General features: G+C 70.4%; 16 protein-coding genes, 5 pseudogenes and 2 riboswitches. Of the genes and pseudogenes, 13 read left to right on the top strand and 8 right to left on the bottom strand.

From position 1 onward, the window contains the following. Positions 1-13: 13 nt before the first annotated feature. The 4 genes from ACSU6Z_RS20775 to ACSU6Z_RS20760 all read right to left on the bottom strand — a co-directional run bounded on the left by ACSU6Z_RS20775 (position 14) and on the right by ACSU6Z_RS20760 (position 3,843). Positions 14-1,012, bottom strand: a complete 999-nt coding sequence (locus tag ACSU6Z_RS20775) for an ABC transporter permease (protein WP_437047699.1) — start codon at positions 1,010-1,012, stop codon at positions 14-16. A gap of 324 nt (positions 1,013-1,336) precedes the next feature. Further along, positions 1,337-2,149, bottom strand: a complete 813-nt coding sequence (locus tag ACSU6Z_RS20770; protein ID WP_437047698.1) for an enhanced serine sensitivity protein SseB C-terminal domain-containing protein — start codon at positions 2,147-2,149, stop codon at positions 1,337-1,339. 102 nt (positions 2,150-2,251) lie between these two features. Then, positions 2,252-3,046, bottom strand: coding sequence for an enhanced serine sensitivity protein SseB (locus tag ACSU6Z_RS20765; RefSeq protein WP_437047697.1), 795 nt, complete (start codon positions 3,044-3,046; stop codon positions 2,252-2,254). A gap of 128 nt (positions 3,047-3,174) precedes the next feature. Further along, the gene (locus tag ACSU6Z_RS20760; RefSeq protein WP_437047695.1) at positions 3,175-3,843 is read right to left on the bottom strand and encodes an AAA family ATPase; all 669 of its coding nucleotides are present in this window, start codon (positions 3,841-3,843) and stop codon (positions 3,175-3,177) included. A gap of 180 nt (positions 3,844-4,023) precedes the next feature. After that, a riboswitch (glycine riboswitch) is annotated at positions 4,024-4,119 on the top strand. Continuing rightward, positions 4,120-4,236: riboswitch (glycine riboswitch) on the top strand. Positions 4,237-4,309: 73 nt separating this feature from the next. Between ACSU6Z_RS20760 and gcvT the strand changes: the two genes are divergently transcribed. From gcvT to ACSU6Z_RS20710, 10 genes and pseudogenes are all read left to right on the top strand, one after another. Then, the gene (gene gcvT / locus ACSU6Z_RS20755) at positions 4,310-5,461 is read left to right on the top strand and encodes a glycine cleavage system aminomethyltransferase GcvT (RefSeq protein ID WP_437047694.1); all 1,152 of its coding nucleotides are present in this window, start codon (positions 4,310-4,312) and stop codon (positions 5,459-5,461) included. Between the two features lie 139 nt (positions 5,462-5,600). Further along, entirely contained in the window at positions 5,601-5,978 is a 378-nt protein-coding gene (gcvH, locus tag ACSU6Z_RS20750) for a glycine cleavage system protein GcvH (RefSeq protein WP_437047692.1), read from the top strand. Between the two features lie 15 nt (positions 5,979-5,993). Further along, complete coding sequence (glyA, locus tag ACSU6Z_RS20745; RefSeq protein WP_437047690.1) at positions 5,994-7,256, top strand: serine hydroxymethyltransferase; 1,263 nt, start codon at positions 5,994-5,996, stop codon at positions 7,254-7,256. Between the two features lie 94 nt (positions 7,257-7,350). Next, positions 7,351-8,718 (top strand): L-serine ammonia-lyase, encoded by a 1,368-nt coding sequence (locus ACSU6Z_RS20740; protein WP_437047689.1) that lies wholly within the window; start codon positions 7,351-7,353, stop codon positions 8,716-8,718. 129 nt (positions 8,719-8,847) lie between these two features. Further along, entirely contained in the window at positions 8,848-9,405 is a 558-nt protein-coding gene (locus ACSU6Z_RS20735; protein ID WP_437047687.1) for a glycoside hydrolase family 25 protein, read from the top strand. 441 nt (positions 9,406-9,846) lie between these two features. After that, on the top strand, positions 9,847-9,996 hold the full coding sequence (locus tag ACSU6Z_RS20730; protein WP_437047685.1) for a hypothetical protein: 150 nt from the start codon (positions 9,847-9,849) through the stop codon (positions 9,994-9,996). Positions 9,997-10,822: 826 nt separating this feature from the next. After that, positions 10,823-11,101: pseudogene (locus ACSU6Z_RS20725) on the top strand (hypothetical protein); the annotation flags it as partial. Between the two features lie 17 nt (positions 11,102-11,118). Continuing rightward, a pseudogene (locus ACSU6Z_RS20720) lies at positions 11,119-11,722 on the top strand (MmyB family transcriptional regulator); the annotation flags it as partial. Positions 11,723-12,046: 324 nt separating this feature from the next. Next, a complete protein-coding gene (locus ACSU6Z_RS20715; protein WP_437047684.1) occupies positions 12,047-12,751 on the top strand; it encodes a helix-turn-helix transcriptional regulator in 705 nt (234 codons plus the stop codon). A 449-nt stretch (positions 12,752-13,200) separates the two neighbouring features. Continuing rightward, positions 13,201-14,005: pseudogene (locus ACSU6Z_RS20710) on the top strand (transposase family protein). Positions 14,006-14,043: 38 nt separating this feature from the next. Here ACSU6Z_RS20710 and ACSU6Z_RS20705 read toward each other — a convergent pair. Both ACSU6Z_RS20705 and trpS read right to left on the bottom strand, forming a co-directional pair. Further along, positions 14,044-14,985, bottom strand: coding sequence for a UbiA prenyltransferase family protein (locus ACSU6Z_RS20705; RefSeq protein ID WP_437047682.1), 942 nt, complete (start codon positions 14,983-14,985; stop codon positions 14,044-14,046). A gap of 160 nt (positions 14,986-15,145) precedes the next feature. Continuing rightward, positions 15,146-16,198, bottom strand: a complete 1,053-nt coding sequence (trpS, locus tag ACSU6Z_RS20700; RefSeq protein ID WP_437050408.1) for a tryptophan--tRNA ligase — start codon at positions 16,196-16,198, stop codon at positions 15,146-15,148. Positions 16,199-16,577: 379 nt separating this feature from the next. Between trpS and ACSU6Z_RS20695 the strand changes: the two genes are divergently transcribed. Further along, a complete protein-coding gene (locus ACSU6Z_RS20695; protein ID WP_437047680.1) occupies positions 16,578-17,333 on the top strand; it encodes a hypothetical protein in 756 nt (251 codons plus the stop codon). Next, positions 17,330-18,064 (top strand): DUF5825 family protein, encoded by a 735-nt coding sequence (locus ACSU6Z_RS20690; RefSeq protein ID WP_437047679.1) that lies wholly within the window; start codon positions 17,330-17,332, stop codon positions 18,062-18,064. Before ACSU6Z_RS20695 ends, ACSU6Z_RS20690 begins: the two co-directional genes overlap by 4 nt. A 351-nt stretch (positions 18,065-18,415) precedes the next feature. On the opposite strand, the pseudogene ACSU6Z_RS20685 reads toward ACSU6Z_RS20690, so the two are convergent. Then, positions 18,416-19,220: pseudogene (locus ACSU6Z_RS20685) on the bottom strand (transposase family protein). Positions 19,221-19,319: 99 nt separating this feature from the next. On the opposite strand from ACSU6Z_RS20685, the pseudogene ACSU6Z_RS20680 reads away from it, so the two are divergent. Continuing rightward, positions 19,320-19,960, top strand: a pseudogene (locus ACSU6Z_RS20680) (transposase). On the opposite strand, the gene ACSU6Z_RS20675 reads toward ACSU6Z_RS20680, so the two are convergent. Further along, positions 19,928-20,590: an NADPH-dependent F420 reductase gene (locus ACSU6Z_RS20675; RefSeq protein ID WP_437047677.1), complete on the bottom strand. Its 663-nt coding sequence runs from the start codon at positions 20,588-20,590 to the stop codon at positions 19,928-19,930. The pseudogene ACSU6Z_RS20680 and the gene ACSU6Z_RS20675 overlap by 33 nt on opposite strands. Between the last annotated feature and the right edge of the window lie 33 nt (positions 20,591-20,623).

The following is a 20,623-nucleotide window of genomic DNA, read 5'->3' as shown; positions in this document are numbered from 1 at the left end:
CTCAATCGATAGATCACTTGCTGCGAGGGTCGAGCGCGTCACGCAGCCCGTCACCCAGCAGGTTGAAGGCCAGGACGGTGATGAAGATCGCCAGTCCGGGCACGAACATGTACTGGGGATCCGCGGTGTAGAGATCCACAGCGTTGCTGAGCATTCCGCCCCAGGAGGCCTGCGGTGGGGCGATGCCCACTCCGAGGAAGCTCAGCGCGGCCTCGAAGAGGATGTTCGTCGGGATGATCAGCGTCGAGTAGACGAGGATCGGTGCGACGAGGTTGGGCAGCAGCTCCCGGAACAGGACGTACGGGCCGCGGGCGCCCATGCTCCGGGCGGCCTCGATGAACTCGCGCTCCCGCAGGCTCATCGTCTGCGCGCGCACGATGCGGCCGATGTAGGGCCAGCTGAAGAAGCCGATCACGAAGATCAGCACGCAGATGCGCAGCGGGAGCCCGTCGAGTCCGAAGAAACCGTCCTGGACCGAGGCGGAGATGGAGATGGCGAACAGCAGCAGCGGGAAGGCCAGGAAGGTGTCCATCATCCTGCTGATGACGCTGTCGATCCATCCGCCGTAGTAACCGGCGACGACGCCGAGCACGGTGCCGATCACCACGGACAGGACCGTGGCGCCGCCCGCGACCAGGAGGGAGACCCAGGAGCCGTCGATGATGCGGGCGAGCATGTCACGGCCGTACTGGGGGTCGACCCCGAGCGGATGGTCCCAGCTCATGCCGCCCCAGCCGCCCTTGGGCGCGAGCAGCGCGGGATCGATCAGGTCCTGGTTGAACTTGTTGGGATCCATGCCGAACACCCACTGGATCGGCTTGGAGAGCACGGCCATCAGGACGAGCAGGACGACGACGACGCCTCCCGCCACCGCCACCTTGTCCCGCTTGAAGCGCGTCCAGGCGATCTGGGTGAGCGAACGCCCCTCGATCTGGCTCTTCCTGACCCCGGAGAGCACGGCCTCGGGCTGTACTCCGGCTTCCGCCCCGGTAGTTTCGATCGGTGCGGTCACGGTGCGATCGACCCCTCTCGGGCCGACGATCGCCGACCCCCCCTGGCTGCCGCTGTAGCGGTTGTTCCGACTCGTACACAGGTCCGACCGGCCCGTGCTTTCCCGGGAGTCTTCAACGCGCCGGTGATCTGTTGCCAGACTTGACGGGGAAAGGATGCGCAACCGTGATGCTGTCTGCCGGTTTTCGTTATCCGGACGGCCGGTAACAGGCTTCGGACGCACGCGAGTTGGGCATGAAGGGCAGAGCGGGGCCTTCCGCCGTCCTCTACGCGCGAAGACGCGCCGCCCCGGGCGTGGCCCGGGCCGTTTGCCGACCGGTACGGGTCACGGTGCGGACGGGTATCCGCCGGGGGCCGGTGGGTAGCCGTATCCGGCCGCCGGGGCCTGGGACGGCGCGGCCGCGTGGGCCTCGCGGTCGTAGAAGGGGCGGGCGTTGGCGCGCAGCCACAGGGCCACCGGGTCGTACGCGTCGGACATCGCCACGGTCGACACCGGCAGCCCGTCCGGGACCGCGCCGATCGACTGCTGCATCATCGTCCGCACCGAGTTCACGGCGGCCGGGGAGGTGTCGTACACGTCGAGGCCGATGGCGAGGTACGGCGCCCCGAGCGCCGGCTGCACCCAGGCGCGGCGCAGCGAGCGGATGGCCGGGGTGCGGTGGGCGTTCTGCGTGAGCAGGGCGTAGAACTGCGGGATCTCGATGGCCGGTTCGGACAGCCGCAGCGGCCCGGCGGGCTGCCGGTCCAGACCGGTGGCGATCCGGCGCAGGTCCAGCCAGGGGATGCCGACCCCGCCGCCGGGGGCGTGCGGGTTGAGCCAGAGGCCGTAGTGGTCCGGGTAGAGGGCGCGGGCCACCTCCAGTCCGTCGGCCACCTCGTACGAACGGTTCCAGCCGCTGGCCGACAGTTCCTGGGCGGAGGTGACGCAGGGCGCGTAGCCGTGGCCGTCGACCTGCATGCTCCCGTACTGGGCGTCCGGGGAACCGGCCTGGCCGTGCCAGAGCAGCATCCAGACCTGGCCGGAGCCGGGGGTCGCGAGCGCGCGCAGCAGCGCCTCGTAGGCGTCGTAGCGCCCGGGCGTCACCTGGCGCAGCATGTGCTCGACCTGCCCGGCCGCGGCCGTGCCGCTCGCGCTCACTCTTCTACCGCCCCTTCGTGCAACACCCGACCGCGCTATGAAACCAGGTTATGCGGTCGGGAGGGAGGAGCGTCGCGCGCGCGACGCCGCCGGACCGGCCGGTCACGGGTCCTTGCGGTAGAACGGCTGGACCTTCTCCCGCATCCAGTCGCACACGGGATCCTGGGCCGCCTCCAGCAGCACCAGGTTGACCGGCCAGGTCACCGGCGCCTTGCCCAGGGCCCGCCCGAGGGCCTCCAGCGGGATCGCGCGCGCGTCGCCCTCCCAGTGGGACAGCTCGACGCCGACGAACATCACCGGATCGTCGGTCTCGATGGCGGCCAGGCAACGGCGGGCGGTGCGGACGACGCCGACGGCGTCGAACTCGGCGCGGGCCGCGGCGAGGAAGTCGACCGGGTCGTCCTGCCAGTCGGGCTCGAAGAGGCGGACCCGGCCGCCGCCCGCCTCCCCCTCCAGGGGGGTCCGCCCGGCCCGGCACAGTTCGGCCACGGCGGGCGGCGGCAGCGGGATGCCGACCACGCCGTCCGGGTTGACGGCGATGCCGACCTGCGGCGGCAGCCCGCGGGCGAACTCCACCGCGGGGGCGATGGTGTACGGCATCTGCGCGCCGGCGACCTGGCGCAGCTGTTCCTCGGAGCTGAAGACCGGGACGTACGCCTGGCCCTCGATCTCCAGCGCGGGCAGGTCGAGGGGGCCGCTGTGCGGACCGCCGCCGTTGGGCAGCGGCACCCACAGGAAGCTGCGGCCGAGCACCTCGACGATCCGTCCGTTGGCCGACGGCCCGGCACCGAGCGCGGCCGACAGCACCTCCTCCAGCTCGTTGCCGGGCCACCCGCCGTGCGAACGGGGTTGCGCCTGCGCCGGGAAGTCCGCGGAGAAACCCGCCGGGAAGTCCATCTGCCTACCGCCTGCTCCGAAGCCACTGCTGTGGCTGAAAAGGCTAACCCGTACGGCCGTACGCGCCGGCGGACGGCGGACCGTGCCCGGTCGGGCTGATCCGGTCGGTCCGGCCCGGCCGGTCCCGGTCAGCCCGCGAAGCCGATCCGGTGGAGCGCGTCGGCCGCCGCACGGTCCAGCAGGACCGCCGAGACGCAGCCGCGGGGCAGGTCGCCCCGCTGTGCGTCGCGCAGCAGGCGGGCGTTGGCCGCGCGGTGGCGGCGGAAGGCGTAGCGGGAGACCCCGCGGCCCCGGTCGCGCTGCCCGGCCAGCGCCTCCTCGGGGCTGACGTCGAGCAGCAGCAGGTGCAGCGTGCCGCCCCGGCGCCGCGCCTCGCGGGCCAGCCAGGCGCGCACCCACGCCTGGGTGCCGCAGTCGTGCACGACCACCCCCTCGCCGGAGCGCAGCGCGCGGCGCAGCCCGGCGTAGTGGGAGAGGCGGACCAGGGGGCGGTAGACCGCGTACGGCAGGAAGCGCGGCATTCTGCGGTCCCAGCGGTCGCGGGTGTCCTGCGAGTCCACGCGCCGGCCGCGCACGGTGCGACGCATCAGCGTGGACTTGCCGCTGCCGGGCAGGCCGGTGACCACGACGAGGTCGCGGGGCCCGAAGAGCAGGGCGTGCGGGCTGCGGCCGGCCCGGTCGCGCAGATCGCGGACCATGGGCGCGGGCAGCGGCCCGCATGCCTCCCGGGCCGAGGTGGAGGGCTGCTCGGGCAGCGCGAGGCCCGAGGTCGTGGCCAACGCCGTGGTCCTGTTCACCGTGATCGTCCTCCCCTGGGGCGGTTCACGAGTTCCCATCCCCGTCGAGTGTAAAGAGAAGGTAATCCCGGCTGTCTTTCTTTTCCGTGCGCATCGCGCTACAGGCCGGTCACAGATCGCGGCCTGCCGTGATCGGGCGAGGCGTGCAATGATGAGCGCGCCAACTGCATACCGGCCGTTTGAATCCGCGCGGGAGAGTCCCCAGCCACCGGCTGGGGCGCCGAAGGAGCAAGTCCCTCCCTTGAATCTCTCAGGCCCCGTTACCGCGCGGGCGAGGCACATCTGAAAAGCGGGCCGCTGTCCCAGCGGCCCCACCCAAGGTGCAAGCCGTGGCCGCCGCCTCGCGCGGGTGTCATGGCGAACCTCTCAGGTTCCGATGACAGATGGGGAGGACCTTCCTCGCCCTCCCCCACGCTCGGCAGCGCTCGCGCGAGGGGGCCCCATCGCCCTGGGAGACGACCGTCCGATGAGCAGTACCGAATCCCCTGTGTCCCCCGCGTCCTCCGCGTCCCCGCCGCGCCGCACCGCGCTCGATGCCGTCCACCGCGCGCTGGGCGCGACCATGACCGACTTCGCCGGCTGGGACATGCCCCTGCGCTACGGCTCCGAGCGCGACGAGCACACCGCCGTGCGCACCCGGGCCGGCCTCTTCGACCTGTCGCACATGGGCGAGATCACGGTGACCGGCCGGCAGGCCGCCGCGCTGCTGGACCACGCCCTGGTCGGCGACATCGGGGCCGTCAAGCCGGGCCGCGCCCGCTACACCATGATCTGCCGCGAGGACGGCGGCATCCTCGACGATCTGATCGTGTACCGGCTGGCCGAGACCGAGTACATGGTGGTCGCCAACGCCTCCAACGCCCAGGTGGTGCTGGACGCCCTCACCGAGCGCGCCGTCGGCTTCGACGCCGAGGTGCGCGACGACCGCGACGCCTACGCGCTGATCGCCGTGCAGGGCCCCGAGTCCCCGGGCATCCTCGAGAACCTCACCGACGCCGACCTGGACGGGCTGAAGTACTACGCCGGCCTGCCCGGCACGGTCGCGGGGGTCCCGGCGCTGATCGCGCGCACCGGTTACACCGGCGAGGACGGCTTCGAGCTGTTCGTGAAGCCGGAGCACGCCGTGGAGCTGTGGCAGGCGCTGACCGGGGCGGGCGAGGGCGCGGGCCTGGTCCCGTGCGGCCTGTCCTGCCGGGACACGCTGCGCCTGGAGGCGGGCATGCCGCTGTACGGGCACGAGCTGACGACCTCCCTGACGCCGTTCGACGCCGGGCTCGGCCGCGTGGTGAAGTTCGGCAAGGAGAGCGACTTCGTCGGGCGCGAGGCCCTGCTCCGGGCCGCCGCGCGCGCCGAGCAGAACCCGCCGCGCGTCCTGGTCGGCCTGGTCGCCCGGGGCCGCCGGGTGCCGCGCGCGGGGTACGCGGTCGTCGCCGGCGGCGAGGTGATCGGCGAGGTCACCTCCGGCGCCCCCTCGCCCACGCTGGGCAGGCCGATCGCGATGGCGTACGTCGACGCGGCGCACGCGGCACCGGGCACGCCCGGCGTCGGCGTGGACATCCGGGGCACCCACGAGCCGTACGAGGTCGTGGCGCTGCCGTTCTACAAGCGCCGGAAGTAGCCCCCGGGAACCGTCCCGGAACAGCCACCGGGCGCGGCCGCGTCCCGCGTGTGACCCCGCGCACGTTTCCGCTGCTCACCAGCGGTCCCAGCAGTCCCCCCGTCAGCACCACTCCCCCGCGTACAGGAGAATTCAGGCCATGAGCAACCCCCAGCAGCTGCGCTACAGCAAGGAGCACGAGTGGCTGTCGGCCGCCGAGGACGGCGTGTCGACGGTCGGCGTCACGGAGCACGCGGCGAACGCGCTCGGTGACGTCGTCTTCGTCGACCTCCCCGAGGTCGGCCGCACCGTGTCCGCGGGCGAGACCTGCGGCGAGCTGGAGTCGACCAAGTCCGTCTCCGACCTGTACTCCCCGGTCTCCGGTGAGGTCACCGAGATCAACGAGGACGTCGTCGAGAACCCGTCCCTGGTGAACTCCGAGCCCTTCGAGGGCGGCTGGCTGTTCAAGGTGCGCGTCTCGGAGGAGCCGTCCGACCTGCTCTCCGCCGACGAGTACACCGCCTTCACCGCCGGCTGAGGAGTCGTGGACCGCATGTCGCTTCTGAACACGCCCCTGCACGAGCTCGACCCCGACGTCGCCGCCGCGGTCGACGCCGAGCTGCACCGCCAGCAGTCCACCCTCGAGATGATCGCCTCGGAGAACTTCGCCCCGGTCGCGGTCATGGAGGCGCAGGGCTCGGTCCTGACCAACAAGTACGCCGAGGGCTACCCGGGCCGCCGCTACTACGGCGGCTGCGAGCACGTCGACGTGGTCGAGCGGATCGCGATCGACCGCGTCAAGGCGCTGTTCGGCGCCGAGCACGCCAACGTGCAGCCGCACTCGGGCGCCCAGGCCAACGCGGCGGCCATGTTCGCGCTGCTCGAGCCGGGCGACACGATCATGGGTCTGGACCTCGCCCACGGCGGACACCTGACCCACGGCATGAAGATCAACTTCTCCGGCAAGCTCTACGACGTCGTCGCCTACCACGTCGGTGACGACGGCCTGGTCGACATGGCCGAGGTCGAGCGGCTGGCCCGGGAGCACCGGCCGAAGCTGATGGTGGCGGGCTGGTCGGCCTACCCCCGTCAGCTCGACTTCGCCGCGTTCCGCAAGATCGCCGACGAGGTCGGCGCGTACCTGATGGTCGACATGGCGCACTTCGCCGGGCTGGTGGCGGCCGGGCTGCACCCCAACCCGGTGCCGCACGCCCACGTGGTCACCACCACCACCCACAAGACGCTGGGCGGCCCGCGCGGCGGTGTGATCCTCTCCACGGCCGAGCTGGCCAAGAAGATCAACTCTGCTGTCTTCCCCGGTCAGCAGGGCGGCCCGCTGGAGCACGTGATCGCCGCCAAGGCGGTCGCCTTCAAGGTCGCGGCGAGCGAGGAGTTCAAGGAGCGCCAGCGCCGTACGCTGGAGGGCGCCCGCATCCTGGCCGAGCGCCTGGTGAGGGACGACGTGAGGGCGGCGGGCGTGTCGGTGCTGACCGGCGGCACGGACGTCCACCTGGTCCTGGTCGACCTGCGCGACTCCGAGCTGGACGGCCGGCAGGCCGAGGACCGCCTCCACGGGATCGGCATCACGGTCAACCGCAACGCCGTCCCCGCAGACCCGCGCCCGCCGATGGTGACCTCGGGTCTGCGGATCGGCACCCCGGCGCTGGCCACCCGCGGCTTCACGGCCGAGGACTTCGCCGAGGTCGCGGACGTGATCGCCGAGGCGCTCAAGCCGTCCTGCGACGTGGAGCCCCTCAAGGCCCGGGTGAAGGCCCTGGCCGACAAGCACCCGCTGTACTCCGGCCTGAACAAGTAGGCCCGGACGAGCAAGTCCCCGGGGTGCCGTGCCCGCCACAAGCGGGCACGGCGCCCCACCCCCCTCCGCACCACCCCCGTCCTGAGGAGTCCCCGTGGCCATCTCGGTCTTCGACCTGTTCTCGATCGGCATCGGCCCGTCCAGCTCCCACACGGTCGGCCCGATGCGCGCGGCCCGCATGTTCGCCCGGCGGCTGCGCAACGAGGGCCTGCTGGACTCCGTCGCCTCCGTGCGCTCGGAGCTGTACGGCTCCCTCGGCGCGACCGGCCACGGCCACGGCACGCCCAAGGCGGTGCTGCTCGGCCTGGAGGGCGACTCGCCGCGCACGGTGGACGTGGAGCGTGCCGACGAGCGGGTGGAGGCGATCAAGGCCGGCGGCCGGCTGAGGCTGCTCGGCGAGCGGGAGATCGCGTTCGACTTCGACGCGGACATGGTCCTGCACCGCCGCAAGGCCCTCCCCTACCACGCCAACGGCATGACCCTGCGGGCGTACGACGCCTTTGGGGCCGAGCTGCTGGCCAAGACGTACTACTCGGTGGGCGGCGGCTTCGTCGTCGACGAGGACGCGGTGGGAGCGGACCGCATCAAGCTGGACGACACGGTCCTGAAGTACCCCTTCCGCACCGGCGACGAGCTGCTGCGCCTGACCCGGGAGACGGGCCTGTCCATCTCCGCGCTGATGCTGGAGAACGAGCGGGCCTGGCGCACCGAGGAGGAGATCCGCGCGGGCCTGCTGGAGATCTGGCGGGTGATGCGGGCGTGCGTGGCGCGCGGCATGTCCCGCGAGGGCATCCTGCCGGGCGGCCTGAAGGTGCGCCGCCGCGCCGCGAACACCGCGCGCAAGCTGCGCTCGGAAGGCGACGCGCAGGCCCTGGCCATGGAGTGGATCACGCTCTACGCGATGGCGGTGAACGAGGAGAACGCGGCCGGCGGCCGGGTCGTCACCGCCCCCACCAACGGCGCGGCCGGCATCATCCCGGCGGTCCTGCACTACTACATGAACTTCGTGCCCGGCGCCGACGAGGAGGGCGTGGTCCGCTTCCTGCTGGCCGCCGGCGCGATCGGCATGCTCTTCAAGGAGAACGCCTCCATCTCCGGCGCGGAGGTCGGCTGCCAGGGCGAGGTCGGCTCGGCCTGCTCGATGGCGGCGGGCGCGCTGGCCGAGGTGCTGGGCGGCAGTCCCGAGCAGGTGGAGAACGCCGCCGAGATCGGCATGGAGCACAACCTCGGCCTGACCTGCGACCCGGTCGGCGGTCTGGTGCAGATCCCGTGCATCGAACGCAACGGCATGGCCGCGGTCAAGGCGGTCACGGCGGCGCGGATGGCGATGCGCGGCGACGGCACGCACAAGGTGTCGCTGGACAAGGTCATCAAGACGATGAAGGAGACCGGCGCCGACATGTCGGTGAAGTACAAGGAGACGGCGCGGGGCGGGCTCGCGGTCAACATCATCGAGTGCTGAGCCGCACGCCGGTGGACCACCGGAGCCAACCAGAGAACGGACGACTCCGCTCCGGCGGGGGTCGGCCGCGCGCCGCCGGGGGCATAACCCCACCACCGCCAGCCGTTCAAGGCCCTCCCGGGAGACCCCATGCTGCACGGCATCGACGTGAGCTCCTACCAGTCCGCCTCGTACGACACGGACGGCCTCTCCTTCGTCTTCGTCAAGGCGACGGAGGGCCGCTCCTACGTCAATCCCAGACTCGCCGACCAGACCGAACGCGGCCGTGCCGCCGGGCTGGTGGTCGGCTTCTACCACTTCCTGTGGCCCGGCAACCTCACCGCCCAGGCCGAGTACTTCGTCGGCAAGGCCCCCGACCGGGCCGGTGACATCCTCGCCGTCGACTGGGAGACGACGAGCGCGGGGACGCGCGCGAGCAACGCCGAGAAGGACCGCTTCATCAAGAAGGTGAAGGAGCTGCGGCCCCGCCATCGCGTCGTCCTCTACTGCAACCGCGACTTCTGGCTGAACGTCGACACGACCTCCTACGCCGGGGACGGCCTGTGGATCGCCGACTACGTCACCGCGGGCGAGCCCCGCATCCGGGCGAAGTGGCGCTTCCACCAGTACACCAGCGATCCCCTGGACAGGAACGTCGCCGACTTCGGCAGCAAGGCGGCGCTGAGGAGATGGGCCGAGGGGGCCTGACGGCACGGCCCCCTGCGCGCCTGGGACTTGTCCTGCCGATCACGTGACCGTTCCGCGGTCGCGTCGTCGACGTGGACATGAGGCCGGGTGATCCGACGGATGCCGAGTGGGAACGGCTGCGGCCGTTCCCACCGGTCAGCGACGGGCGTGGTGGCAGGTGGCGGGATCACCGGCAGGTGATCGACGGGATTCCGCACCGGGTGCGGACCGGCGTTCGGTGACCTGCCCGAGCGGTTCGGCCCGGGGAAGACGGTCCGTGAACGCCACCGGCCGTGGTCGGCCGACGGCACGTGGGAGCGTCTGCTCCGGCAGGTCCGGGCCGCGGCCGGCGGGATCGACTGGGACATCTCGGCCGACTCCACCATCGTCCGCGCGCATCAGCACGCGGCCGGCGCCCGCACCGACCCGCCGTCGGCCCTCGCGTCAAAGGAGGCCGACGAGGTGGAGCACCAGGACGGAACGCCGTGGCGGAGTCTGGTCGCCCGCCTGGTGGAGGTGGTGCTGGAGGTGAGGGCCCGGGCCGCCCACGCGGCGGGTTCACCAGCAGACTCCATCCGAGCGCGGACGGCCGCTGCCGCCCGCTGTCCCTGATCGTCACACCGGGACAGTGAGCGGACTGCACCCAGTTCGAGCCCGTCCTGGACAAGATCCGCGTGCCCCGGCCAGGGCCGGGCGGACCCCGCAGGAGGCCGGACCGTCTCGCCGCCGACAAGGCCTACAGCAACGGCCCCGTCCGCGAATACCTGCGGGCATGTCGGCCCAGGGCCGCAACAGCCCACGGCGCGGAAGCTCGATGAGGCCATCGGGCGCCTGTCGCGCCGCAGGCTGCCGACGTGGGAGAGGGGCGGCGTCGGCCGTGACGGTGCACTGACTTACCCCGCCGCACATACCGGCACATCGTTGGGCGGCGTAGCGACGACGGGCGCAGGCGGAAATGACTTCACCGGCCAGCCGCCGACCGGATCGCCACGGCCGGTGTCACCAGCCCCGTCAGGGTCCCGATCACCGGCAGTGGCCCGCTCACCGCCCTCGGGCCGCGACCCGCAGGGCAGCCAACCCATGAGAGTGCGGGACTCCATGACCACCGGCAGCGCCACCGAGCGCGCCACTGTCCCGGTCCCCGACTTGTGGAAGGGTGCTCACCGGGACGACCGGAGCCGGCCCCGCTCACGGCAGCGGCTCCTCGGCCCCTCCTCCATCGGCCTGTGCAGGCGCCGGGCCGCCTACGAGGTGCACGCCCCTGCTGAGGCTTCGTTGGCTCCGTGGGCGTGGCGGACTCGTTGGCGGGAGCCTGGTGCCGTGTCCTTCAAGCCCTCGCGTGCTGTCTCCGGGTCCGCCGTTCCCTCGTTGACGCGACCGCAGTTGGCCGAGGCACGGCGTGTACGGGCAGCCGAGTCGTTCGAGCAAAGACGCTCGAATGCCGAGATCGCACGAATGCTGGAGGCCAGTGCCGGGAGCGTGCGGCGGTGGAAACGGGTGTGGGAGGGGGAGCGGCACTCACGCCTTGCGGCGGCGCCCGGCCACCGGTCGTCCGTCCAAGCTGGACGACGTCCAGGTCGAGCGGGTGCGGACCGTACTGGAGCAAGGCGCCCAGGCGCATGGCTTCGAGGCTGATCTGTGGATTTTGGAGCGGGTCGGCCCGGTGGTCGAGCGGGTGACGGGGGTGTCTTTGTCGCGGGCATCGGTGCGGCGGTTGCCGACCGGCCGGATGGGGTGGAGCTTGCAGCGGCCCGAGCGGCGGGCGGTCGAGCGGGCCGCTTCCTGCGCGCCCGCTGCACCCGGACCAACCCGCAGCGGGCCGGACTCACCATCGGCACCGGCATCCGCCGTACGCCTGGACTGCGCCGCGAGGAACTGGCCACCCTCGCCGGGATCGGCATCGACTACTACGTGCGCCTGGAACGCGGCAGGGAAACTCGCCCCGGCCCTGCCGTCCTCGACGCGCTCGCCCTGTGCCCGGACGACCGGGAACACCAGCACCTGCACGAGATCGCCGCCCGGGCCGCCCGCTACGTGTCGGAGCCGCCTCCGGCTCCGAGCCGCACCGTGCGCTCCCACCTGGAACTGCTGCTGGAATCAGTACGGCCGAACCCCGCCTGCGTGATCAGCCGCAACATGGACATGCCGGCCTGGAACCCCGGCGGCTTCGCCCTGACGCGGGCCCGGAGGACTGGCCAACCACCGCGACCTTGCCCGCCACCCCTTCCTCCACCCGGCCGCGCAAGTTCTGTTCCCGGACTGGTACCGCCGCATCACCGCCTGTGCGGCCCGGCTGCGCGCTGCCGCCGGCACCGCCCCCGATGCCCCCGGCCTGACCGCTGCTCTCGCCAACGGTCCTCTGCCCCAGCAAGATCAACAATCGGCCGCCACACAGGGTTCGGCCCTCGATCGGCTCTCGGACGCAGTCGGCTGACTGCAGTGACCGAACCGGACAACCGAGGAACACCCCGGGGCTCCGCCTCATCGCGATGCGGCATACGGTCAATTGCCAAGATCGTTTGAAGTCGGGCAGGCGACTATGGGCCAGGGGGACGGCATTGTTAGCCTCTGCAAGTCGCCGCCTCCTGGCCGCTGCCGCGTTGGGGCGCGGCACCGATCGGTGCAACCACCCGGTTCGACAAGGGTGCAGCAAGGAGGGCCTATGCGCTATCCGGCTGCGGCGCGGTTCCTGCGCACCGCAATTCCTGCCGTCATCCACTCCTATCAAACGGCGTTGCGGACGGTCCGAAGTCCTTTGGTGATGGACAGGGAGGCGTGGCCGAAATGCCGCGATCAGGCGCAAGCGATCGTAGAGGACTGCATCACGACACTGAACGGGGACCAGCCGCCGGAACCGGTCGAAGTCTGGCAGTACTCGCGCCTCGTAGGCGCCGACCGCGCCAACCAGGGGATCGCGGTGGCCGAGTCGATTCGCGCGGTGGAACTCCTGTGGAATGCCATGCAGCCGATCATCCGTACTGCAGTGCGGTACGAGGCGCCCGCGCGACGAGCGTCTGCGCTGCTGCTGATTAGTTCCGCCTTCCGCCACAGCTCCGGAAACCGTCTCTACGCCGGGGTCGTCGGCTATGGGGAGGCCACCGCCCGGGCGTCCGACGGCGTCCTGGACGACGACGCCGAAGGGTGCGCCTCGAAGGTGGCGCCGGCGCACGCCGCGGCCTGCTCGGTGTTGTCCCGGCGTGAGAGGGAGGTGCTCGAGATGGTCGCGAAGGCGATGAGCAACAGCCAGATAGCCCGCCAGCTCGGCATAACGACGGCGACCGTGAAGCGGCACCTCAACAACATCTACGGAAAGCTGGACGCCGTCTCCCGTATCGACGCAGTCAACAAGGCTTTCGGTTACCACTGAACTCTTCTCACCCTGCGCTCAGGGGTGGTGGTGGCCGGTGGGTAGGGGCATGACGGGACGAAGCTCCTGCCCGGTGTGTTGGTGATCTCACCCATCAGCACTCAACACAGGAGCCTCGTCGGTCCCGTGTCGTACCAATGCCCGACGTCCGGCAGGAGGTGGTCGAGCACATCTCCTGCCCGAGCAGTACGCCCGGTTCGACAAAAACCACGCTCACCTGCGGGCACCGGGCGAGCGCGCCTTCACCCGCCTCAAGCGATGGCGGATCCCGCGCAGGGTCCGGCGCGGCACCAACCGCATCGGCCGAACCGTCGGCGCCCTCACACCATCAGGACCGCTCGGCGCTCAGGATGAGAAAGGTTCACTGAACGTCTTTCATCCTGGCGCTTGAGGAGTAGAACGACCTGGCCAGGTGGGGTGGTGACGTGGCGAAGCCCCTCGTCGTTGGTGTGGTGATCTCACTCATCACGCCGACGCCGGGGGGCTTCGTTGGTTCCGTATCCTTCCATGCTTGACGTCCCGCACGAGCTGGTCGAGCACGTCTCGTGGCTCATCTACGCCCGAAGGCGTGAACTGCGTTCGCCCTGGCGACGGTTGAGCTGCTTCAAGCAGGCCCTTCTGACGCTGGCCCACCTGCGCAAGAACGAGACCTTCGCCCGGGTCGGAGCCGGGTTCGGCGTGTCCGAAGCGACCGCCTGGCGGTACGTGGACGAGACCCTCGAGGTTCTGGCCGCCTGGGCGCCCGGCCTGCATGAGGCCCTCGTCGGCCTGGGCGAGGGAGACTTCGTCATCGTCGACGGCACGTTGATCCCCATCGACCGCGTCGCCGCGGACCAGCCGTACTACTCCCAGAAACACCGCAAGCACGGCATGAACGTCCAGGTCATCGCACGGCCGGACGGCACCCCGCTCTGGTTCTCCCGCGCGACTCCAGGTCGCACCCACGACCTCACTGCGGCCCGCGCCCACGGCATCGTCCAAGCCTGCCTCACCCGGCAGATCCTCGTCCTCGCCGACCGCGCCTACCAGGGCGCCGGCGCCACCTTCCGCACCCCCTACTACCACCACAGCGAACAACCCGAGCACTACCAGCAGTTCAACCGCGACCACGCCCGACTCCGGGCCCCCGGAGAACGAGCCTTCGCCCACCTCAAGACCTGGCAGATCCTGCGCAGGGCCAGATGCTCCACACGCCGCATCGGAACGATCGTCCAAGCCGTCCACACCCTGCTGACCTGCGACTATTCAGGATGAAAGACGTTCACTGACGCGCACCGGCACACGGACAGCCGTCACGCAGGTCCGTGCAGCAGCAGCGCGAGCATCATGGCGATGTTCGCCGCATACTGAGTGCGCATGAACACGCGGTACGCGCTGCGGCGGGTTCTCCTGTCCCCGTCCGTGCCCCCGGCCGTACGGACGATCTGCGCCACCACGCAGACGGCTCCGATCGTCAGGGGAACCGTTCCGGCCAGTGTCAGCGGGGCCCAGGCCAGTGCCGCCGGAACGGCGCCCGTGCCGACGAGGAGGGCACCCGCCGCCGCGACCGCGTGGGCCCGGCCGGCGCCGTGCCGCACGGCCACGGTGCGGCGCCCGCCGACGGCGTCCCCGTCGATGTCGCCGAGGTCCTTGACGACCGCGCCCACCAAGGCCATCCAGGCGCTCATCACGGCGGCGAAGACCAGTCCGGCCGGGCCCAGTTCTCCTCCTACGGCAACGGCACCTGATGCGAACGAGGTCCATCCGAGTCCGAACACCACCACCGCGCAAGTGCTGCTCCAGCGCTTCGCGGGAAACGGCGGTGCCGAATAGAGCCAGCCCAGCAGCAGGAACAGCGCCACCCATACGGTGAGCCCGGGAACGAACAGCGACAGCAGTAGCGACCCCGCGGCCGCGACCGCGGTGAGCACCGCGGCCGTCCGCTCCGGCAGATCGTCCCGGGCGATCGGACGGGCGGACCCGTTGGCGCGGTCCTCCTTGACGTCCAGCACACCGTTGACGAGGTAGGCGGTCACCACGGCCAGCCACCATGCGAGGCCTCCGGCGGCCAGCTTCGGCACGTCCGCCAGATCCTGAGCGGAAAAGGCGGCGCCCACCGCGAACCGCATGAGGAATACGATCTGGACGACAGGCCGTGCCTCGACCAGGCCCAGACGCGCGTAGCGGAGCCCGCGGCAAAGCGAGACACGAGGCTGTGATGCAGTGGCGAGAACTCTGCCGGTGGTCACGGTCACGGCGCCAGATTACGAGGATCATGTCGTCCCAGGCCGTGACTGCACCCAAGGGTGCAGTCACGGCCCTCGCCTCCTGCTCGCGATCACCTGCCCCGGTGGGCGGCAGGAACCGGGTGGCGGGAGACCGCTTGCGGCAACCGGGGCGTCCCGCCGGCCGACCTCAGTAGACGCTGTTCATGGCTGCACGCACCTCGGCGAGCGTGGCGTCGGCAACCACCCGGGCCCGCTCGTTGCCCTCACGCAGCGTCTGGCGGAGATAGCCGCGGTCCTTCGCGTACTCGGCCCGCAGGGCCCTGATCGGGGCCAGGTACTCGTTGACGGACTCGGTCACCGTCCTCTTCAGCGCGGCGGCCCCGGCGGAGCCGATCTCGGCGGCCACCTCCTCGGGGGGCCGGTTCTGGCAGAGCGCCGCCAACAGGAGGAGCGACGACACCTCCGGGCGGTTGGCCGGATCGTAGGTGATGTGGCGCTCGGAGTCGGTCTTGGCCCCCTTGAGCAGACGAGCGGTCTCGTCGGCGTCGGCGGACAGCAGGATGGCATTGCCGCGGCTCTTGCTCATCTTGGTGCCGTCCGTGCCCAGCAGCAGCGGTGCGCTCGACAGCAGGGCGTCGGGCTGGGGGAAGACGGGGGTGCCGTTGCCGTAGCGGTCGTTGAAACGACGCGCGATGGTGCGGGTGATCTCCAGGTGAGGGAGCTGGTCCTGGCCGACCGGGACCAGATTGCCCTTGCAGAAGAGGATGTCGGCCGCCTGGTGGACGGGGTAGGTGAACATCAACCCGCTGACGGATGATTGGCGCGAGTGGGTGATCTCGTCCTTGACCGTGGGGTTGCGGTTCAGCTCGGAGACGGAGACGAGGCTGAGGAAGGGCAGCATCAACTGGTTGAGGGCGGGCACGGCGCTGTGCGTGAAGATCGTGCTGCGGGCCGGGTCCACCCCGACGGCGAGGTAGTCCAGTACCAGGTTCTCCACGTGCTCGGTCAGGTTGTCTGCTACATCGCGGTCGGTCAGGACCTGGTAGTCCGCGATGATCACGAACATCTCCACGCCGAGGTTCTGCAGACGTACGCGGTTGTGCAGCGTGCCGAAGTAATGGCCCAGGTGCAGGCGACCGGTGGGGCGGTCGCCCGTCAGCACCCGGAATTGTGTGGGGTGCTTGACGATCTGCTCCTCCAGTACCGCGCTGCGGGCCTGAACGGCGGACATGCCGAGCATGTCGCCGGGGGTGCCGGAGGTGGTGGCATCGGGGGCGGTGGTCTGGGGTGCGGCGTTCACAAGGTCTCCTTGGGGTCGATGCCACCGTGAGGATGGCACGATCCCTGGCCCAGGGGCCGCAGAAGGACCGTCCATCCATTCGAACGGCCCTGTCATGCATCAAAGGCGGCCGCTCCTATGAGGAGCGCCACCAGCGCAGAGATGGCGAGAGATGCATGGGCACATCATAACGACAGGCCGCCTCCCGGTCAGCCGGAATGCAGGACCGGTGCATCCTTGGTTGTAGTTTGGCTTGCCCGGTACTCCTGATTGGCATCGCATGGGTCGACCGAGGAAATCGGAGGAGTCACGAGTGACAAGCTTTGAGGATCCCCGGCGTGTGACTGCCGACCTGCCAAGGACCGCCCGCTTCGAGAGCGAACCCCTCAGGCGTTTCATCGACAATGCCGTCCAGGAATGTCGGAAGTGTCTGGACAGCCGCGACGAGAACGGGGTCCCCTCCCATCTCCCGCGCACCTCGGGACTGCTGTTCGGGCGATCGGACGAATCCGAGATAGCGATCAGCGACATTCAATTCGTGCAGAACGTCCGCGACCGCGACGAGAGCGTGATGGCCGAGTTCGAGGATCCCACCCAGGGGTTCATGTTCCGCCGCCCGTCAGAGATATACGACTTCATCTACCGGGTTCCACGGGATCAGCTGTACGACATGGTTTTCTTCTTCGACACCAGCATCCAGGGAATTTCGGGGCCCATCGAGGAGGAGATGAAGCAGGCCTGTGAGGAATGGGCCAAGGCATATCCGCAGAGCACCCTCTCCTATTGGACCGACGACCGGGGCCGGGTCGTCATCGAAGATCGCCGTGTCAGCTGGCCGGAGGAAGTGATCGAGCTGGACGACCTCCAGAGCAATGCGTACCTCGGCATGTTCCAGGTGGCTGGCCGGGAGGGCATACGCCGACGGCTCGCCGAAGGCGGGCACTCCGTCGGGGACGGGGACATCGAGGAGATGCTCCACTACTTCGTCGACCGGGGCTTGGCCTTCGAGGACGAGGGGCGCTACGTGAGCGTCGCACCCGAGGTCGACCCGTACCGACGCAAGCTGATCAATGGCAAGGAGGTCGCGGCATCGTGACGAGCACGATGATGGACGTCGATGGACTCAGGGCACGGGCTTCCGGCGAGGGCGGCGCCTCGCCCGATGGCCGGCCCGCGGCCGCGACGCTCATCCTCGGCACCGGCGGGGCCGAGCTCCCGGCTGCCACCGAGCTGGCGGCGCTGCTGCTCCGGGTGCCCGTCTCCGGGGTGCGGCTGACGGAACCTGCGGACTTCTCGGCCCTTCCCGGCCACGTGATCGTGCGGATCATCGCGCTGATTCGCGAGTGCTCCTCGGTCGGCGCCCGGGTCACCTGGTCGCTGACGCTGGACCCGGAACAGCTCGACCTGCTCCCGCGGCTCGACCACCTGCCCGCACCCAACCGGATTACCGTGCGGGAGGAGGGGCCCCTCCCCGTCGGCCGGTGGCGGTCCTCCCGCCAGTTCGGCCTCCTCTACTTCCGCAAGGGGCCGGCGTTCCTGTCCGTCGTCGACCAGCGCCCCGAATCCGGCAGCCGGATCGTCGTGGACGATCCCGTCCTGATGAATGTCTTCCGTCGAGGCCTGGAAGGATGCACATGGGCCGAGCTGACCCAGGACCCGCGATGCGCCACCGCCGCGCAGGACCTGGTGGGCAGGGGCCTGCTCCTGCGCATCGGGGAGCACTGCGTGACCCTTCCGGTGCACATGCGCTCATGGCCCTTGGGGGTGGCACTACTGGGCGGAACCTTGGCCTCGGCGGGGAAGAGATCGGATGATGGTACGGAGTAGCCGAGGGGTTGCCGGGAATGGGGTCCTCGTCGTGAGGGGCGTGGGGCTCGTGAAATCGTCGATGCTGGTGGTGGCTCGCGTGCAGGTTCTTTCGACGGTGGCTGGAACGCTGAAGCAGCCCCGATCCGTTCTGAAATCCCCGCCTGATCAGCCATCGGCGCGGGGTTCGAGGGACATGTCATAGCCGAGCTAGTCCTCCGAGTCAGGAATTCTGTTCAGATGTGCGAGGCCCCCGAGCAACGTGATTGAGACGTCAGACATCTCGGTCAACAGCCCGGGGGCCTCGCTCGTTGCGCTTCACAGCCCATCACCCGATCGGTAGCCAATTCGAAGAAGCTCAGTGAACGTCTTTCATCCTGAATAGTCGCAGGTCAGCAGGGTGTGGACGGCTTGGACGATCGTTCCGATGCGGCGTGTGGAGCATCTGGCCCTGCGCAGGATCTGCCAGGTCTTGAGGTGGGCGAAGGCTCGTTCTCCGGGGGCCCGGAGTCGGGCGTGGTCGCGGTTGAACTGCTGGTAGTGCTCGGGTTGTTCGCTGTGGTGGTAGTAGGGGGTGCGGAAGGTGGCGCCGGCGCCCTGGTAGGCGCGGTCGGCGAGGACGAGGATCTGCCGGGTGAGGCAGGCTTGGACGATGCCGTGGGCGCGGGCCGCAGTGAGGTCGTGGGTGCGACCTGGAGTCGCGCGGGAGAACCAGAGCGGGGTGCCGTCCGGCCGTGCGATGACCTGGACGTTCATGCCGTGCTTGCGGTGTTTCTGGGAGTAGTACGGCTGGTCCGCGGCGACGCGGTCGATGGGGATCAACGTGCCGTCGACGATGACGAAGTCTCCCTCGCCCAGGCCGACGAGGGCCTCATGCAGGCCGGGCGCCCAGGCGGCCAGAACCTCGAGGGTCTCGTCCACGTACCGCCAGGCGGTCGCTTCGGACACGCCGAACCCGGCTCCGACCCGGGCGAAGGTCTCGTTCTTGCGCAGGTGGGCCAGCGTCAGAAGGGCCTGCTTGAAGCAGCTCAACCGTCGCCAGGGCGAACGCAGTTCACGCCTTCGGGCGTAGATGAGCCACGAGACGTGCTCGACCAGCTCGTGCGGGACGTCAAGCATGGAAGGATACGGAACCAACGAAGCCCCCCGGCGTCGGCGTGATGAGTGAGATCACCACACCAACGACGAGGGGCTTCGCCACGTCACCACCCCACCTGGCCAGGTCGTTCTACTCCTCAAGCGCCAGGATGAAAGACGTTCAGTGATCACTGATGTGATGCGGGGCCGGACCGAGCCGCCGACGCCGGCCGATCCGGTCCGCGGGCGGCCATGGGCCGATCACCGCCGCACCCTTGGGGCCATCGCGTGGAAGTACCGCACCAACTCGCCTTGGCGGGACCTGCCCGACGAGCTCGGTTCGTCTCGAACCGCCCATAAACGGCCGATCGGATGGGTCGTCGACGGCACCCGGGAGAAGGTCCTCGCCGCTGTCCTGGCAGCAGTGGATGCCGATGACGACATCGGCTGGACGGCATCGGCGGACTCCACGGTCGTCCGGGCCCACCAGCACGCCGCCGGGACATGCGAAAAGGGGCGATGCGCTCCGGCGAGCCCGCCGGTCCCGCACGGGGAGTCCGCGCGGTCGTCCCGCAGCCCTCCGACCCGATCGGCCACCGGCTGCGACGAGGCCGCCAAGCCGGCCGCCCGTCCGGCTTCGACCGCGATGCCTGCAAACAGCGGAACGCCGTCGAACGATGCATCAACCGCCTCGAGCAGTGGCGCGGCCCGGCCACACGGACCGACGGACCCGCCATCGCCCACCGGGCCGCACTCCACCCCGCCGGCATCCTCATCCGGAGCCGGCGCCGGCCAAAGAGGCAGAACCTAGCCGCGGAAGGCCTCGGGGCGCTCCGGTGACGCCTCCGCCAGGGCCTCGGCCACCGCCTCCGCACCGCCCCGCAGGCCGTACACCGGGGTGCCGGGCTGCTGGCGCCAGGAGTCGTCGATGCCGCCCGCGTCGACGGTGTCGAAGCCGAGTTCGTCGATCAGGGCCCGGACCTTCGCCTTGGCCGCCTCGTCGTCGCCGGCCACCGGCAGCGCGATGCGGTCGGGGTCGCCGGCGGGGCGGGGGCGGTCCAGGATGTCCTGGGCGTAGGTGCCGTTGAACGCCTTGATCACCGGGTGGCCGATCCGCCGTTCGGTCCAGCGGCTCTCGGTGAGGCCCTCGTCCTCGATTCCCGCGATCCGCCCGTCGCGCTCGCGCGGGTAGTAGTTGCCGGTGTCGACGACGGCGACGCCGTCCGCCGCCCCGTCCAGCAGGCCGGCGGGGAGGTCGGGGACCGCCTTCACCGGAACCGCGATCACCACGACCTCGGCGCCGCGCGCGGCCTCCTCCACGGGCACGGGCCTCGCGCCCGTCTCCTCGGCCAGCTCGGTGAGGGTGTGCGGGCCGCGGGAGTTGGCGACGGAGACCTCGTGGCCGAGGGCGGTGAGCCGCCGGGTGAGGTTGCCGCCGATGTTGCCCGCGCCGATGATGCCGATCTTCATGACAGGCCCTTCCGGAGAGATGCCGATGCACGT

Source organism: Streptomyces sp. enrichment culture, from assembly GCF_964273145.1.
GTDB lineage: Bacteria > Actinomycetota > Actinomycetes > Streptomycetales > Streptomycetaceae > Streptomyces.
This window is presented reverse-complemented; position numbering and strand designations above follow the sequence as displayed.

What these genes read in the sequence shown, in the direction of transcription:
- ACSU6Z_RS20715 (WP_437047684.1), top strand. Translation starts at nt 12,047, where the DNA reads ATGCGCTATCCGGCTGCGGCGCGGTTCCTGCGCACCGCAATTCCTGCC.
- trpS (WP_437050408.1), bottom strand. Translation starts at nt 16,198, where the DNA reads ATGCTCGGCATGTCCGCCGTTCAGGCCCGCAGCGCGGTACTGGAGGAG.
- ACSU6Z_RS20675 (WP_437047677.1), bottom strand. Translation starts at nt 20,590, where the DNA reads ATGAAGATCGGCATCATCGGCGCGGGCAACATCGGCGGCAACCTCACC.
- glyA (WP_437047690.1), top strand. Translation starts at nt 5,994, where the DNA reads ATGTCGCTTCTGAACACGCCCCTGCACGAGCTCGACCCCGACGTCGCC.
- gcvT (WP_437047694.1), top strand. Translation starts at nt 4,310, where the DNA reads ATGAGCAGTACCGAATCCCCTGTGTCCCCCGCGTCCTCCGCGTCCCCG.
- ACSU6Z_RS20735 (WP_437047687.1), top strand. Translation starts at nt 8,848, where the DNA reads ATGCTGCACGGCATCGACGTGAGCTCCTACCAGTCCGCCTCGTACGAC.
- gcvH (WP_437047692.1), top strand. Translation starts at nt 5,601, where the DNA reads ATGAGCAACCCCCAGCAGCTGCGCTACAGCAAGGAGCACGAGTGGCTG.
- ACSU6Z_RS20765 (WP_437047697.1), bottom strand. Translation starts at nt 3,046, where the DNA reads ATGGACTTCCCGGCGGGTTTCTCCGCGGACTTCCCGGCGCAGGCGCAA.